Genomic DNA, 15074 nt, shown 5'->3' with positions numbered 1-15074 from the left:
AGCTATCCCAACGGGTAGGGCGGATAGGCCTATGGGGTGTTGGCGTGGCGGTTGATGGCCCCATCAAGTACCGATTTGGACTTTGCTGCCTCGGCTTCCAGAGTTTCGGCCCAGATCTGCGTTGCCGTGAGATTTCCATCGCGCGCGTCAAGTTCCAGCTTTTCCAAAGCATCGTGTAGTTCAATCTGCCCCAATAGAGACGCCGCGCCCTTGACCCTATGGGCTGCTTCCGCAAAAGCCAGCGTATCGAGCGGGTCGCTCGCTACGCGAAGGTCCGCCGTAAATTCAGCTATCTCGGACAGAAATTTCTCCGCGATATTTGCGACCTTGGCTCTGCCTAACAAGTCGATCATCTCGGAAAGCGCTTCGGGAAAGTGTGCCGTATCCGGTTTCGACAAGTGCTTGGAGGTCACTTCCGCAACAATGTTTTGCAGAGCCTCCAGCCTGATGGGCTTGGTATGAAAGCGATCCATGCCCGCAGCTACAGATCTTTCACGGTATTCTTCGCGCCCATGGGCTGTTAATCCGACAATATGTGTCCCGGCGTTTATCCCGTTACTGCGGCGTAAGCGTTCGGTCGCTTCAATCCCGTCCATGACTGGCATGCTGATGTCCATCAAGATGATATCGAACACCTCGTCCTTGGCCTTTTGTAGGCAGTCTTCGCCGTTAACAGCTTCGCGTACAGTGTGACCCATCGTCGTTAGCATGTCGCACAGGACACTGCGGTTGATGCTGTTATCTTCGACAATAAGGATATTGCATGAGGGCGCTTGCTTGGCGTTTTGGGCCAGATTGTCACTGACGTCTCGCGTCTCAGGTTCTGTGCGTCTTAAAGGCAAAGTTAAGATGAACACCGATCCCGCGCCTTCGACACTTTTTAGGGACACATCCCCGCCCATCGCCCGCGCGATGCGACGAGAGATGGACAAACCCAAACCATCCCCACGAGCCTGGCGACCTTCGCTATTCGCGAGGGCAATAAAATCCTCAAACACCTGTTCGTGCTGTTCGGCGGGAATTCCGATGCCAGTATCGATCACTTCAAAACGAAGTGAAGAGGTTTCGGGGCCATGAATGCCGCTGACGCATATAGTGACCTCTCCATCTTCAGTGAACTTAATTGCGTTTCCGATCAAATTCGTAAGTACCTGGCGAATTCTCCCGGAATCACCGTGATATGGCCCTTGCATTGCTGGGTTTATGTCGAATTTCACAGCCAAATTCTTCTCATTGGCGAGCGGTTCAAACAAATCGACCAACGCTTGCATTAGCTCTGTTAGATCAAAGACTTCGGAGTTCAGTTGAAGATTACCCGTTTCAATACGAGTGATATCGAGTGCTTCGTTCACATGTTCCAGCAAAACCTCGCTGGAAGATGTTGCAATGCGGGTATAGCGAGCCTGTTGGTCGTTTAGGGGGGTAGTCTTAAGCAGATCAAGCACGCCCAGGATACCGTTCAAGGGGGTGCGCATTTCGTGGCTCATCACTGTCATGAATTGTGATTTGGCCTTGTCCGTCTTCTCGGCTCGGTCCCGGGCATCAATCAGCTTCTGCTCGTTGATTTTACGCTCGCTGATGTCACGGATGTAGGCAATGAACTTGGTGTCATCACCATCATGAGTGGTTGTAACGTTTAATTCGACCGGGAACTCTTCGCCACTTTTGCGCAAAGCGGCAAGCTCGACACGGCCGGCATCAACGACACGTGGCGCGCCCGTTTCTAGGTAACGCTTCATGCCATTGTGGTGCGCATCGCGCATACGCTGTGGGATGAAGGTGTCCTCCATCGTCAACCCAACAATTTCGTCTCGGGTCCAACCAAAAACGCGCTCGGCCGAAGCGTTGAATTCGATAATACGTCCGGAGCTATCTGAAGTTACAATCGCATCTAGTGATGCAGCGACGGTCGATGCAAGTTGCTTTGACGATGCAGATAGAGCCGCGTCCCTGCGAACGGAGCGCTGCAAAAGTCGATCCATGAAGAGTAACAGGAGTGCCATAAGGATCAGTAAACCGACTGCAATTCCCCCGGTTCGAGACAATTGGCCGGCCAATTCAGCGCGACGGGCTTCGGAACGCTCGGCAACTATCCGGACACCCAGCAATGCGAGCTCTCGAACAACAGGGCGAACGTCACGAACCAAGCGTTTCAGCTCAAGTAGATCAGTTTCGTCCAGTGGCTCGGACGAATCCAAAATTGCAACGGCATCGTCCCCAAAGACCTCGATTTGCTCAATCAATTCCGCCGCTTCGCTGCTGTCACCATAAATTTCGCGGGCCCGCCCAGAATTGACAACGTGCAAGCGACTTAAGGCAATATCTGCACGCAACTGTAATTGGTCAGAGAAACCTGTTTGTGCAGCAATTTGCTCGGTTAGAACGGCGTCGAGGTTCGCAAACTCGATGTCAAGCTGCGAAATGCTCCACTGAATGTTGTCTTCATCAGCGCTCGACAAGTCGCGTACCTGTGTTAACAGGTTCGAAACCATTGTTGCGAACAAGATGATCAACAGGCAGATGCCTGCCAATACCAAGAGACGGTATCGGTTCAACTCGGGCTTCAATTACAACCTCCTGTTTGAGGTCACCGTAAGCACACTCAGCGTGTTAATCTACGACTTTCAAATGCTTAAGCTGCCAAATGCTGAAAGTGTAGATCGTTTCAGCCCGGTATTTGGGATCCTGATCGTATGGGAAAACAACCCAATACGGCCCCTTGTCCCTAACAGACATCGTCTCGCCATCCATGCGAGTGGCTATGATCGGAGCGTCGTTTTCAAGTTCCGCCAGCGGCATCGTGACCTTGTAGTCGTTTAAGGCCACCATCTCGATACTGGTGCCGTCCGTGTTCAATTCGGTAAGCAGGGCTTTTAACGGCACTCCCGAGAACGTAACTTCATCATCTGTCCAGATCGTTGAGGTGCTGAATGTCACCTGGTCCATTGCGTCAAGATCTTGAAGGCTGAATTCGACGGATGCGGAGTTAGAGCCTGACGTTGTTACTTCCAACGTCATCTCTGCCCGAGCTGTAGCCGGAGTAGAAAAACTCAGCAATAGTATGAACAGCACGACGTAAATCCGCGAGTAGTGTTTTTGTGCCATTGAATAGACTCCGGGTGAGGTAAACTGCGTTATAACTATTGATCTCCCCCGGTCATCAGAGCATTGGCATAGACAACTATACTAAAGTATAGTTCTGTCATGTTTTAGCCTGATTTTTTGGTGGTGAATGCGTTCAGCGTAAGGACACTGTGGACATGCCTAATATCCTCTTAGCTGACGACCATGATCTGGTCCGCGACACAATCGCGGCCTATCTGGAAACTGTAGACGACTTCAAAGTCCAAACCGCTGCCAATTTGGAAGAAGCGTTGGAATTGATGCGCGGTCTGGAGTCCATCGATCTGCTGATCCTCGATTATCACATGCCGGGAATGGACGGCTTGAATGGCCTCAGTCGCGCCCGTCAGGCCTTTCCAGCAACTAAGGTTGTACTGATGTCAGGTGTCGCTAACCGGGAGGTTGCCAACAAGGCAATGGAGAACGGTGCAAACGGGTTTATTCCCAAGTCCTTGAAAGCCGTGTCGCTGGTCAACGCCATCAAGTTTGTACTGTCAGGCGAACGGTATTTTCCCTTTGATTTCGGACAAGCAGATGAGCCAGTGGAGTCATCTGGCGTTTTTGCCACCCTGTCCGGCCGGGAGATGCAAACGCTGGAACAGCTCTGCAACGGCCTTTCCAACAAAGAAATTGCTCGAAATCTGGGAATCCAAGAGGTTACGGTAAAGTTGCATGTAAAAAATGTGTTGGCCAAGTTGGGCGTTTCCAACCGAACGCAAGCCGCGCTACTGGCAAAAGAGAAGCAGTTGTTCTAAACGGCGGAACAAACGTCACAACAGGTTTTATCGTTTCTGTTTCAAACCCTCGTTTGGTCGCGTGGCAAAATCCTCATCCTGCCAGAATAGTCCTGTGTCGTGCGTGAAGTCTAAATGCTTTCGAGCTTTGACTCGACGATCACTGAAGCGGTCAGCAGCATCAGTTAAGAGGGACACTCAGGCCGGAGCCAGAAACCAGATGAAACTTCTGAAAGAGTCCGGCATCGAAAAGGTCGCCTTTTCCACCGAGATTATCGAGGACCCTACGGCACTCACCAAACAGAACGATGAATTCAAGTACCGCCTCGAGGAATGGTCGTCCTACGAAGTGCTGGTCCAGGCGACTTCGAAGGCCGGTGAGTTGTTGGCCTTGTCGGGTAGACTCAATCCCTATCCCGAGGGTCCGTTGGGCGTGATTGCCGAAGGTGCCTATGCCGACATTCTGCTGGTCGACGGAAACCCGGTCGAGGATGCCCTGATCATGACGGACTACGAGAACAACTTCGATCTGATCATGAAAGATGGCGTGATCTACAAGAACACACTCGACTGAGTGTCGCGTGGGGTGAACTTACCTCGGCACCCCGCGCACTATATTCTAAGGGAGAGAAGGACATGAGTATTTCGACAAAGACGGCTGCCGTCGCGAGCCTGGTATTTTGCACGGCCACTGCCAAGTTTGCACAGGATACTCTGCCGCAAAGCCAACCTTCGCTGCAACCGAGATAGTCAATAGCACAAACTTACACAATGGGAATTCAATACACTGGTTGATAAGGACTGGGACCAGACGGTGGCGGCTTTAAGGAGAAGCGTTCCAAAGGCCGTGTGGTCGGCGTAGCAAGAATTTTGCGAGGGCTGGCTATTAATGGCACGAGTAGATTCGACCGGAAGCACAAATTTAAACACTCATGGCTGAAAGATCTGCAAGAAAGCGAAGTAATTCAGAAGCTTGCAATCAAGATATATGCCTTTCAACTGTCACGCTTTCTCACCCCACCAAGGGGCGGCTACTTTCACAAGACTAGAGTAGTCATAGTCTGGTTTCCTCTCCCGCTTTTCGGCAAAGTCACTAAGTACTCCCGATAACTCATAGCCATGAAACTTCTGCTCAACCGATTTCCAAACGGCATCATGAACGTCGGAAAGGTCATATGACTTTAGACTTTGTTCCAAGTCTGCATAACCGACTAGCGCAACTGGAACTCTCTTGTTCATCTTCGCTCCATAATGGCTTCGATGAACCAGAAATCCTCCGTTGCTCAAACCCCTAAATTTGTCCGGTGGGCGCTGACGCCAGACATACCAAGATTCAAAAGCCGGTTCATGTTCCGAGCACCCGAAAACTGGGAATGAAAACTAGTGATCAAAATAGGTGATTTCGACATTATCATCTTCGATAGGTGCTATATTCTAAGTACTGAGTCACCAGTTGTGCGAATTTGCTTTCGCGAAAACGTTAACGGGGATCAAATGGCTTGACTGGCTCGCAACATTTTACCTGGAAGTCTAATGGATTGTAACAGCAAAGGATTCTCTTTCCCCGCTCAATCATCTGTGAATAGGATTTGAAACATAACTGTCGATTTGTGGAGGCCGCCGTGGGGCTTTGCAAGGATTTGTCCGCTTCTGCTATTGCAGGAACAAAGTGCATGAGCGTGCGCCGTCCGAGAACGGCGCTGTTGCCAATTGACCTCCTTTCAATTGGCTCTTCTGATCGGAACACACAAATGCAATGAGTGCGCCGTTTCTAATATCAGCTTACCTGATAGTACTCTTGCTACCACTCGGGCTTTCTTATGCTCTTGGTTGGCCGCCTCGGCCATGGCACCAGGAAATCGCGTCCGGACTGGGCATCCTGGCCTTTTCGATCATTCTTGTTGAATTCATCCTGTCCGGCCGGTTCAAACGCATTTCAACAGGTATCGGCATGGACGTTACAATGCGGGTCCACCAGGTTATGGCGCGTGTCGCTTTGGCCTTTGCCGTTGTGCATCCACTGTTCTATCAAGGCTCGGTTTCCGGGGGTTCTCGCCCTTGGGATGAAACGCGGCAGTTATCACTCACAACGGATTTGACAGCCCTCGCAACCGGGATTCTCGCTTATCTTCTACTGCCTGCTCTGATCCTGTCTGCAGCCAGCCGAACGAAACAAGAATACAAATACGAATCCTGGCGTTTCACACATGGGATTGGAGCTTTGTTGCTTGCGGGATTGCTACTACATCACACCATAGCAGCAGGGCGCTATGGGTCGCATTCGGTCCTGACTGTTATGTGGTCAGCTATGGTAGCGACTGCAGTCGGATCACTGTTGTTTGTGTATCTTTTTAAGCCGTTGCGGCAGCGCCGCAGGCCATGGAGGGTGGTATCGAGACGCAGACTGACCCCCAAGCAGTGGGAACTTGTGATCGGCCCTGACGGTCACAATGGGCTGGTGTACGAGGCGGGCCAGTTTGTTTGGCTGAACGTAGGAAACAGTGTGTTCTCACTGCACGAGAACCCCTTTTCAATAAGTTCGGCACCGGCAGAGGGGCCAGAGATTTCTTTTGTGATCAAAGAGCTTGGCGATTTTACCGGTTCGCTTGAGCGATTTGGGCCCGACACCTTCGCCTATCTGGATGGCCCGCATGGTAGTCTTACGATCAATGGGCGGCAGGAACCTGGGGTCGTGCTGGTTGCGGGAGGGGTCGGAATAGCTCCGATGCTCAGCATTTTACGGCAAAATCGTCTCGCCGACGTCCCAAAGGATATCAAACTGATCTATGGGAACCGCATGAAAAACCAGATCGTCTATCGCGACGAGCTGGCGGCGGAAAACGCAGTTTTCGCCCTTTCAGAGCCGCAGGAAGACTGGGACGGTGAAACCGGAGTAATTGATGGAGCCCTCCTTGATCGTGTCCTGACTTCTGACCACTACGCGCAATGGCTTTTTGTGCTCTGCGGACCTGCAGTAATGATGGACGTTGTCGAGGATCATCTGATCGCTCAAGGCACGCCATCGGACCGCATACTTTCGGAAAGGTTCGACTATGATTGATCCATTCAGGCGAATGTCCTTGCGTCGTCGGATCTCGCTGGCAATTTGGTTGGTCGTCGTCATTCTATGCGCCGCAGTTTTGGGCTTCGGTCTGCGATAGAAGATAGCCCATTTTGTTTTCTACCAGGTTTCGCTGATGCGCCTAGGATTCCATCGATATTTGTCGAACGTGGCTTGCCTGTCTCGCCAAAAACACGCTCGATGTAACCTGATTACCATGAGCGAAATCAAAGCAGAACCGAAGGGTGCCTGGCAAACTTCTCTTGGAAAACGCATTTGCAAAGGAGGAGGAATTGCTGGGATTCGCGTAATAATAGTGGGGCTATTTGCTTCGGGTGCCGTACTGGCACAGGAAGTCAACGTTCAGGAAGGAAACGAGCTGTATCGGACCTATTGCTGGTAATGCCATGGTTTTGAAGCGATCGGAAACGGGCCAATGGCTGAAATGCTGGCGATCAGGACACCTGATCTTACCCAATTGGCAGCACAAAACGACGGAGTATTCCCGACCGAGACGGTTGCACTGAGGATTGATGGACGATCGGCGGTGCTTGCCCACGGGGGAGACATGCCCATTTTCGGACCAGCGTTGAATTCAGACCTTCAAGTCGCGCTTTCTTTGCCAAATGGTCAGCAGATGATGGCGGGCGTGCCGCTGGCGAATTTAATCTCTTTTCTTGAGACCTTACAGATCGAGTAGTTCGCCAAAGGCAGTTCAGGACATCTCGCCCGGCGGAACGCGACTTGCGACAGTTCAGAAATCTAACTACCGCTGATGTCAGTCCGAAGGCATCAGGAACGTTAAAAGGGAGTTCACATGTACAAGAACATCCTGATCCCTGTAGCGCTGGATCGTGATCATGATACTAAGGCATCTTTTGAAGCCGCTCGCCATTTGGCAGACGCCGACACCAAATTCACCACACTTCATGTACAGGAGCCGATCCCGGCTTACGTGGCATCTCAAATTCCTGAAGACGTTCTTGAGAATACGCGACACGAGCTTCTGGAAGAACTACATCGGAAGGCATCGGAACTGCCTGGTGCATTGGCACGGCTGATCTCAGGGCATCCGGGCAGAGCGATCGTCGATTTCGCGAACGAGAACGAAATAGATTGCATTGCGGTAGCCTCTCACAAACCTGGTTTGGAAAACATCTTTGTTGGCTCAACAGCCAACAGGGTCGTTCATCACGCAAAGTGCGCGGTTCACGTAACACGTTGATATATTTTAAATCGACCTTCGTTCGTGCGATTAGGGTGAGGGCATCGCAATTAAGTTAGCATTTTGCATGGTGGTCTTTTAAGGGATTGCGAGCGGATTGTTTTCCCGACGGTGGCTGGAAGGCAAGGCTGCCAATCCAAGCCGATTGACCAAGATCAGCGTTAACCGCGAGAAGAACTGCTATTATGGGCGCGCGTTTCAGACCGTTTGGAGGAGGTCGGTATGATCGTAACTATTGCCTACGGCAGCATAGAAGGTCAGACTGCGAAAATCGCGGACTTCATAAAGGGTGTTGCGACAAAGAACGGGTTCGAAGCCACTCTGATCGATACTGGTCGGGAGATAGATGAACTCTTCTTTGAAGGCGTGGACAAATTCATCCTTGCGGCCTCGGTCCACGAGCGACGGCATCCCAAGCCATTTGAGACATTTATAAAAACACATCGTGACGCCTTGCTAGCCGGCAGCTCGCTGATGCTATCGGTAAGTCTTAAAGCGGCTTTCGCCAAAGGTCGGGAGGAGGCAGAGGACTATCTGGCTGAAATGATTTTGCGAACCGGTTTTGAACCGGAGGAAAGCGCTCTGGTCGCGGGTGCAGTGCGTCCCGAAAGTTATGACTATTATGAGAAAGAAGTTGTCCGTCATGTTGTTTTAAGGGGTCGGCGTGTCGATCTGCGAGATGGCATACAGGAGTTTACGGATTGGGCCGCACTGGAAGCAGTCGTGACGGCATTCTTGAACAGATAACGCTTTCTGCGCACTAGCGCCGATGCCGATTGATTGTGGTTTTGGGTCGCGCCCCCAGGGTGAGAGCGATTTGTTTTTCCAACTCAAGCAGAACAAACAGCGCAATACCCAGGCCGATTATAAGGAGGCCGTCCTTTAATCCCACAGCAGCGGTTCCCAGGACATTTTGAAAACCCGGAACGTAAGTGGCGGCGAGTTGCGCCGCTGAGACGGCACCCACACAGGCCCAAACGGTTGGCGTTCCCTGGATCGCCTTCCAGGTCAACGACGTGCCATAGATATTGCGTACAAAGAACAGATGGAAAATCTCCATCACCACCAAAGTGTTCAGCGCTAGCGTCTGCGACAGTTCTACAGAGTAACCTTGCCGTTCAGCATAGGTGAAAATGCTGAAGACCCCGGCCAGAAACAGACCAGAGACAAGCGCAATGTGCCATACCAGTTCACCCCCCAGGATCGGCGCGTCGCGCGGACGGGGCGGTCGAAACATCGTGTTCTCTTCGGTCGGCTCAAAGGCAAGCGCGATGCCAAGCGTGATGGCTGTGATGAGATTGATCCAGAGGATCTGAATCGGAGAAACCGGCAGCGTTAATCCCAACAACAGGGCGACGATGACGACCAGGGCTTCACCCCCGCTTGTGGGCAGAAGCCAGCTGATGACTTTTTTGATATTGTCAAACACTGTACGCCCTTCACACACCGCCGCAGCGATGGTGGCAAAGTTGTCATCGGCGAGGACGATGTCGGCAGCTTCTTTGGCGGCCGCTGACCCCTTTTGGCCCATGGCGATGCCTACATCCGCGCGTTTCAGGGCCGGGGCGTCGTTGACGCCATCGCCGGTCATGGCAACCGTCAGGCCTTGCGCCTGCAGCGCATGGACAAGGCGCAACTTATGCTCCGGGTTTGTGCGCGCGAAGATATCCGCCTTCAGAGCCGCGAGTGATAACGCGGTATCGTCCAATTTGTCGATCTGTGCACCGCTCAGAATGTTGTCGGCGTGGACCAGACCAATGTCCTTGCCGATTGCTGCGGCTGTCCCGGCGTGATCACCGGTTATCATTTTGACCGCAATACCTGCGTTCTGACAGGCAGCAATCGCATGTTTCGCTTCTTTGCGTGGCGGATCGATCAGGCCAACAAGCCCAAGGAAGACCAGATCCCCCGAAAAGTCCTGAGACGTTAGACATGTCTCACCTTCGTGTGCAGGACGGGAGGCGAACGCCAATACCCGGCACCCTGCCGAGGCAAAGCGATCTTCGATCGCGGACCATGCTACAGGGTCAATTGGCAGTGCGCTCCCATCGGCGTCGAGCTGCGTTTCGCAAAGAGACAGCAGCGTCTCGGGCGCGCCTTTGACAAAAATCTTACGTGCTCCGGCCTCACTCTGATCCAGCGTCGCCATAAAACGCCGTTGCGCATCGAAGGGTAGAACATCGCGACGGTTCCATGATGCCCGCGCCCCGTCCAGAGGGCCCAGGACCTTTGCGGCGAAGGACAGAAGCGCACCCTCCATCGGGTCGCCGTTTACATCCCAAACACCGGATCGTTGTTCAAGTGTCGCGTCGTTGCAGCAGAGCGCGACGGTTGCCAAATCCCGCAGGGTTGGCGGCAGAGTCTGTATCAGTTCTGAACCATCGCACACAATAGCACCGGCGGGATCATAGCCGTCGCCTTGGATGTCAAAGCAATGGCTTCCCACAGCAACATTGGTCACCACCATTTCGTTGCGAGTCAGGGTGCCGGTCTTGTCTGTACAGATGACCGAGACCGAGCCAATCGTTTCGATTGCGGGAAGGCGCCGGACAATGGCGTTGCGGCGTGCCATGGACTGCACCCCGATCGCCAGAGTGATGGTCAGGACCGCAGGAAGCCCCTCGGGAATTGCGGCGACCGAAAGACCAATGACCGCCATGAACAAATCAATGAAGCTGTATTCAGCTACGAAATAACCGAAAGCCAGAAGGATCGCGGCCACGGCCAGTATGAAAAGTGTAAGCCAGCGCGCAAAGGTATCCATTTGGCGTACCAGCGGCGTCGAGAGTGTCTCGACCTCAGAGATCATCCGGCCAATGCGCCCGATCTCGGTCCGCGTGCCTGTTGCTGTCACAACGCCGCGTCCCTGACCGGCCGTGATCAACGTGCCGCCAAACACCATGCCGCGCTGGTCGCCAAGTGCTGCGTCTGCGTCAGTTGCTATGTCTTTTTTGTCAACGGCGACTGACTCGCCTGTCAGAATAGCCTCTTGTGCCTTCATGCCATGCGCTTCGATCAGGCGCATATCGGCAGGGGGCTTGTCACCGGCGTCGAGCAGAACGATGTCGCCGGGAACAATTTCGGCACCATCGATTGCGATCCGCCGCCCATCACGTAAGACTGAAGCCTTTGGGGCAAGCATCTGATGGATCGCATCCATTGCCTTTTCAGCCCGACCCTCTTGCGCGAACCCGATGCAGGCATTGGCCAGAACAACGGCAAGAATGACGACAGTGTCCACCAAATGCCCCAGCAAAAAGGTTATAGCTGCTGACCCGACAAGCACGTAGATCAGAACATTGTGGAAGTGAGCCAGGAACCGCAGGATCACATTTCGCCTGTGTGACGGCGGCGGCTCGTTGCGTCCGAATTTCTCAAGACGGAGTTTAGCTTGTTCTGAGGTAAGCCCGGTGGCCATTGTTTGCAGGTCCTTAAGCACATCGGCACTTTCTTGCGTGTGCGGCAGGGCTCCAGGTGTTTCAGGCAGAACTTTAAGGCGTTCTGGCATTTCAAACTCCGTTTAAGACACGTCTCAGAGATGTCGTTGCAGCAGTGAACTTGGGATTGATGCGCCTTCGTGACGACGGCCAAGTCGCACCGTCACGACAGGCTTATGGTTGAGCGATTCCTTTATATGCGGTCCTGCCGTGGCCGTATTTGATGTGGTTCAACTCAACGACGCGGGATTGAAGTGTGCGCGATTTTCACAGCTTCCTTTATGCAATTCGGATTGTGTGCGTTGTATAGCACAGCAGTGACGTCCCGGTTCCAAAGGGTATCTTTCGGTTCCATCGCGTGAATGAGAACCGCAGGCCGTACAATCAAATGCTCAGGGCTGTTCCATTTTGATCTTCGTCAAGGTTGAACGCAGTGCGCAGAAGTACAGTCATCAACATAACAGGAGGTCTTGCATGGAAGCGCTAGTCGAAATAGGCCGGGCATTTGTTCAGGCGATGCGTGATCGCAAAGGCTTAATAAGCGTTGACGAAATGTACGCAGAAAACGCTCAGTCCGTAGAAGCGGTTGTGCCTCCGGTAAGGCAATTTCGGATTACAAAGGGTCGCGATGCCATCAAGGCGAAGCGAGAAGACTGGCTGAAAACACATGAAATCAAGGAGCTTACTGTAGACGGCCCCTATGTTCATCCTCCCAATCGCTTTGGGGTGGGTTTCAACGCCGAGGTCGTGCAGAAAGACACGGGGCAAAGCATGACTCTTAGCGAGATTGCCATTTATTCCGTTGAGGATGGCAAGATTGTACTGGAAGAGTTCTTTATGCTGCCGAAATAGCGAAAGACGCCTAGCAATACGGGTTGCCGGACGCTTGCTGCTTCTTCAGGAGGGGTCGCAGACTCCGTGCGGCGGAAAGAAGTATGTCCAATGAAGATGGGCGGTTGCCTGGTCGTTCCGGGCTTGGTGGCCGCGAAGGTTTAAGATCGCAGCTTTATAGCACTTTGCCCAGATCGGAGAACCCAGATGACTGAATTACCTCCTGACAAGCTGTCTGCTGAAGACAAGATTCCTGCGGCAGACACTGGGCAGAATACCCCGCGACACCCCTATGAGAAACTTGACCGCGCTACGCGCGCGGCACTAGCCCGTGCCACCGCCGGTGTATCGCCGCATTCGATTATGGCCACTTGGATGGATTGGGCCATGCATCTGGGTCGTTCCCCCGGGCGCCAGCTTGAACTGACAGAGCGCGCGGCGCGCGATACTGCAAAACTCTGGGTCTATGCCTGCGAGATGGCGATTGGAGCAAAAGCTACTCCGCCTTTTCAGCCACGCAAACAAGACCACCGCTTCAGTGCACCCGGCTGGCAGAAGGCGCCATTTTCGCTTTGGCAGCAAGCCTTTCTAAGCGCACAGGATTGGTGGCAGGCAGCAACGGACGAAATGCCGGGCATCGCCCCCCGCGACGCGGAACGAGCTCAGTTTCAAATCCGCCAGGCCCTGGATCTCATCTCCCCATCGAATTTCCCATGGTCAAACCCGGAAATAATCAACCGCACTTTCCAGACCGGTGGTCGCAATTTGGTAGAGGGCAGCGCGCATTTCATTGAGGATGTTGCCCATACCATAACGCAAGAACACGAACCTGCCCCTCAGGGTTATGAGGTTGGCAAAGACCTTGCCGCAACTCCCGGCAGGGTCGTTTTTCGCAATGCGCTGTTCGAGCTGATTCAATACACACCGCGCACCAAGAGCGTGCAGGCCGAACCTATCCTTTTTGTGCCTGCCTGGATCATGAAATACTATGTACTCGACCTCTCTGCTGAAAACTCCATGGTGCGGTACCTAGTCCAGCAGGGCTTTACTGTGTTCATGATGTCTTGGGTCAATCCCACGGCTGATCAAGCTAACCTTAGCTTGGAGGATTATCGCCTGAATGGCGTTATGGCAGCGATTGACGCCATCGAAACAATCATCCCGGGTCAAAAGATACACACCAATGGATATTGCCTTGGCGGCACACTTCTGGCGATTGCGGCTGCGGTGATGCAACGTGATGGCGATGATCGGCTTGCCAGCGTCACACTCATGGCAGCGCAGGTTGATTTTGCCGAGGCCGGTGAGCTTTTGCTGTTTATCGACGAGAGCCAAGTCGCTTTTGTCGAAGACCTGATGTGGTTGCAGGGCTGTTTGGACCGCCCTCAGATGTCTCGGACTTTTACAACTATCCGCGCCGAAGACCTGATCTATGCGCGGGCAGTGCGGCGCTATTTTTTGGGTGAAGACGATCTTCCAACAGACCTGACCGTCTGGAACAATGATACAACCCGGATGCCCGCACGGATGCATTCCGAGTATCTGCGCGGACTGTTCTTGGAAAACCGACTGAGCGCCGGACGGTTCGCCGTCGAAGGACGGGTTGTCGCGCTTAAGGACATACGCGTTCCCATGTTTGTGGTCGGAACGGAATCAGATCACATTGCTCCGTGGCGCTCAGTTTACAAGATACGTCTTTTTACTGACGGAGACCTGACCTTCGTGTTGACCAATGGCGGTCACAACGGCGGCATCCTGAGCGAGCCGGGGCACAAGCATCGCCACTATCGTCAGGGCCATAGACCGGCGGATGCGCTGTATACCTCACCGGATGAATGGCTTGAAGCGACGGAAATACGGCAAGGTTCCTGGTGGCCAGCGATGGCGGATTGGATAAAAGGCCGTTCGTCTGGTGAAACTGCGCCCCCGCTGATGGGGGGAAAACGAAAGGGGGTCGCAAAACTGCCCAAAGCGCCGGGCACTTACATTCATCAGACCTGAACGCTAGGCCCCAGCTTTGCTTGGTCAGCCATGTGTGGACAAACATGCAAAACTGGCAGAGCGCTATCGCAATAATAATCACTCGGCTTGGCCTGCGATACGTGAATGGTCAGATAGTACCACGCCTGTCGAAGACAGGCTGCGTCAAACGGGTTTAATCGGTTCTAGCTTTTGGATTTGCCCGCAGCCTTGGAGGCAGCTTCCATGCTTTCGCCGATGGCGTCTGCTTCTGTTTCGCTCACGTGTTTTGCACAGCGTGACACCATTTCGAACCACTCACGTGCATCTTCCACCATTCGTTCTATGGAATGATGTTGCCAATCGGCGACGGCCTGCATCGTTTTGGCCGGATCCGGGTTGTCGCCAGTCGTGGTTTCCCGGGCTGTTTGCAGCGCAGTACGTGTAGCTTCGTGGCGGCGTTTGAACCAGAGACGCGAGTATTCCTCCGCCTCGCTCAGCAGATGGTCCTGCGCTTTCCAAAACTGTTCGATCTGCGGTGCGACCACCGGGTTCATGGACATCACGCCCCGCATGGATTTCAACGCGTCGGTAAGGGCTTCCTGTATTTCGGGTTTGGCTGATTTTGTAGGCATTTGGACTCTCCCTAGAAAGAAGACGGTGAGCCGATTTTACCATGTCTACAGGCGCATTCACATTAACCG

General features: G+C 53.2%; 13 protein-coding genes. 8 read left to right on the top strand and 5 right to left on the bottom strand.

The genetic code is table 11. The features are described 5' to 3' along the window. Positions 1-29: 29 nt before the first annotated feature. A complete protein-coding gene (locus AC2FFA_RS14500) occupies positions 30-2567 on the bottom strand; it encodes a hybrid sensor histidine kinase/response regulator (protein WP_496852125.1) in 2538 nt (845 codons plus the stop codon). Between the two features lie 43 nt (positions 2568-2610). Then, positions 2611-3105, bottom strand: coding sequence for a putative pterin-binding protein (locus AC2FFA_RS14495; protein ID WP_496852124.1), 495 nt, complete (start codon positions 3103-3105; stop codon positions 2611-2613). 155 nt (positions 3106-3260) lie between these two features. Here AC2FFA_RS14495 and AC2FFA_RS14490 point away from each other — a divergent pair, with 155 nt between their 5' ends. Beyond that, positions 3261-3878 carry a response regulator gene (locus AC2FFA_RS14490; protein WP_496852123.1) on the top strand — a complete coding sequence of 206 codons (618 nt, stop codon included), beginning with the start codon at positions 3261-3263 and terminating at the stop codon, positions 3876-3878. 199 nt (positions 3879-4077) lie between these two features. Beyond that, positions 4078-4431 carry a hypothetical protein gene (locus AC2FFA_RS14485; protein ID WP_496852122.1) on the top strand — a complete coding sequence of 118 codons (354 nt, stop codon included), beginning with the start codon at positions 4078-4080 and terminating at the stop codon, positions 4429-4431. A 428-nt stretch (positions 4432-4859) separates the two neighbouring features. On the opposite strand, the gene AC2FFA_RS14480 is transcribed toward AC2FFA_RS14485, so the two are convergent. Continuing rightward, positions 4860-5096, bottom strand: a complete 237-nt coding sequence (locus tag AC2FFA_RS14480) for a hypothetical protein (protein WP_496852121.1) — start codon at positions 5094-5096, stop codon at positions 4860-4862. A 517-nt stretch (positions 5097-5613) separates the two neighbouring features. On the opposite strand from AC2FFA_RS14480, the gene AC2FFA_RS14475 reads away from it, so the two are divergent. The 4 genes from AC2FFA_RS14475 to AC2FFA_RS14460 all read left to right on the top strand — a co-directional run bounded on the left by AC2FFA_RS14475 (position 5614) and on the right by AC2FFA_RS14460 (position 8890). Further along, a complete protein-coding gene (locus AC2FFA_RS14475) occupies positions 5614-6918 on the top strand; it encodes a ferredoxin reductase family protein (RefSeq protein WP_496852119.1) in 1305 nt (434 codons plus the stop codon). Positions 6919-7354: 436 nt separating this feature from the next. Beyond that, complete coding sequence (locus AC2FFA_RS14470; protein ID WP_496852118.1) at positions 7355-7618, top strand: hypothetical protein; 264 nt, start codon at positions 7355-7357, stop codon at positions 7616-7618. 117 nt (positions 7619-7735) lie between these two features. Then, a complete protein-coding gene (locus AC2FFA_RS14465) occupies positions 7736-8143 on the top strand; it encodes a universal stress protein (protein WP_496852117.1) in 408 nt (135 codons plus the stop codon). 222 nt (positions 8144-8365) lie between these two features. Further along, positions 8366-8890 carry a flavodoxin domain-containing protein gene (locus tag AC2FFA_RS14460; protein WP_496852116.1) on the top strand — a complete coding sequence of 175 codons (525 nt, stop codon included), beginning with the start codon at positions 8366-8368 and terminating at the stop codon, positions 8888-8890. 13 nt (positions 8891-8903) lie between these two features. Here AC2FFA_RS14460 and AC2FFA_RS14455 read toward each other — a convergent pair whose 3' ends face one another. After that, positions 8904-11651: an HAD-IC family P-type ATPase gene (locus tag AC2FFA_RS14455; protein ID WP_496852115.1), complete on the bottom strand. Its 2748-nt coding sequence runs from the start codon at positions 11649-11651 to the stop codon at positions 8904-8906. 403 nt (positions 11652-12054) lie between these two features. Here AC2FFA_RS14455 and AC2FFA_RS14450 point away from each other — a divergent pair, with 403 nt between their 5' ends. Then, positions 12055-12432, top strand: coding sequence for a nuclear transport factor 2 family protein (locus AC2FFA_RS14450; protein WP_117869950.1), 378 nt, complete (start codon positions 12055-12057; stop codon positions 12430-12432). Positions 12433-12618: 186 nt separating this feature from the next. Beyond that, a complete protein-coding gene (locus tag AC2FFA_RS14445; RefSeq protein WP_496852114.1) occupies positions 12619-14412 on the top strand; it encodes a PHA/PHB synthase family protein in 1794 nt (597 codons plus the stop codon). 164 nt (positions 14413-14576) lie between these two features. Here the strand turns inward: AC2FFA_RS14445 and AC2FFA_RS14440 are convergent, their stop codons facing one another. Continuing rightward, complete coding sequence (locus AC2FFA_RS14440) at positions 14577-15005, bottom strand: hypothetical protein (protein WP_496719591.1); 429 nt, start codon at positions 15003-15005, stop codon at positions 14577-14579. Positions 15006-15074 lie beyond the last annotated feature (69 nt).

The sequence above is a fragment of the Ruegeria sp. YTSB088 genome, from assembly GCF_059609825.1.
The sequence above is the reverse complement of the archived record's forward strand: the minus strand, read 5'-3'. Positions and strand labels throughout refer to the sequence as shown.

What these genes read in the sequence shown, in the direction of transcription:
- AC2FFA_RS14495 (WP_496852124.1), bottom strand. Translation starts at nt 3,105, where the DNA reads ATGGCACAAAAACACTACTCGCGGATTTACGTCGTGCTGTTCATACTA.
- AC2FFA_RS14490 (WP_496852123.1), top strand. Translation starts at nt 3,261, where the DNA reads ATGCCTAATATCCTCTTAGCTGACGACCATGATCTGGTCCGCGACACA.
- AC2FFA_RS14485 (WP_496852122.1), top strand. Translation starts at nt 4,078, where the DNA reads ATGAAACTTCTGAAAGAGTCCGGCATCGAAAAGGTCGCCTTTTCCACC.
- AC2FFA_RS14480 (WP_496852121.1), bottom strand. Translation starts at nt 5,096, where the DNA reads ATGAACAAGAGAGTTCCAGTTGCGCTAGTCGGTTATGCAGACTTGGAA.
- AC2FFA_RS14475 (WP_496852119.1), top strand. Translation starts at nt 5,614, where the DNA reads ATGAGTGCGCCGTTTCTAATATCAGCTTACCTGATAGTACTCTTGCTA.
- AC2FFA_RS14470 (WP_496852118.1), top strand. Translation starts at nt 7,355, where the DNA reads ATGGCTGAAATGCTGGCGATCAGGACACCTGATCTTACCCAATTGGCA.
- AC2FFA_RS14465 (WP_496852117.1), top strand. Translation starts at nt 7,736, where the DNA reads ATGTACAAGAACATCCTGATCCCTGTAGCGCTGGATCGTGATCATGAT.
- AC2FFA_RS14460 (WP_496852116.1), top strand. Translation starts at nt 8,366, where the DNA reads ATGATCGTAACTATTGCCTACGGCAGCATAGAAGGTCAGACTGCGAAA.
- AC2FFA_RS14455 (WP_496852115.1), bottom strand. Translation starts at nt 11,651, where the DNA reads ATGCCAGAACGCCTTAAAGTTCTGCCTGAAACACCTGGAGCCCTGCCG.
- AC2FFA_RS14450 (WP_117869950.1), top strand. Translation starts at nt 12,055, where the DNA reads ATGGAAGCGCTAGTCGAAATAGGCCGGGCATTTGTTCAGGCGATGCGT.
- AC2FFA_RS14445 (WP_496852114.1), top strand. Translation starts at nt 12,619, where the DNA reads ATGACTGAATTACCTCCTGACAAGCTGTCTGCTGAAGACAAGATTCCT.
- AC2FFA_RS14440 (WP_496719591.1), bottom strand. Translation starts at nt 15,005, where the DNA reads ATGCCTACAAAATCAGCCAAACCCGAAATACAGGAAGCCCTTACCGAC.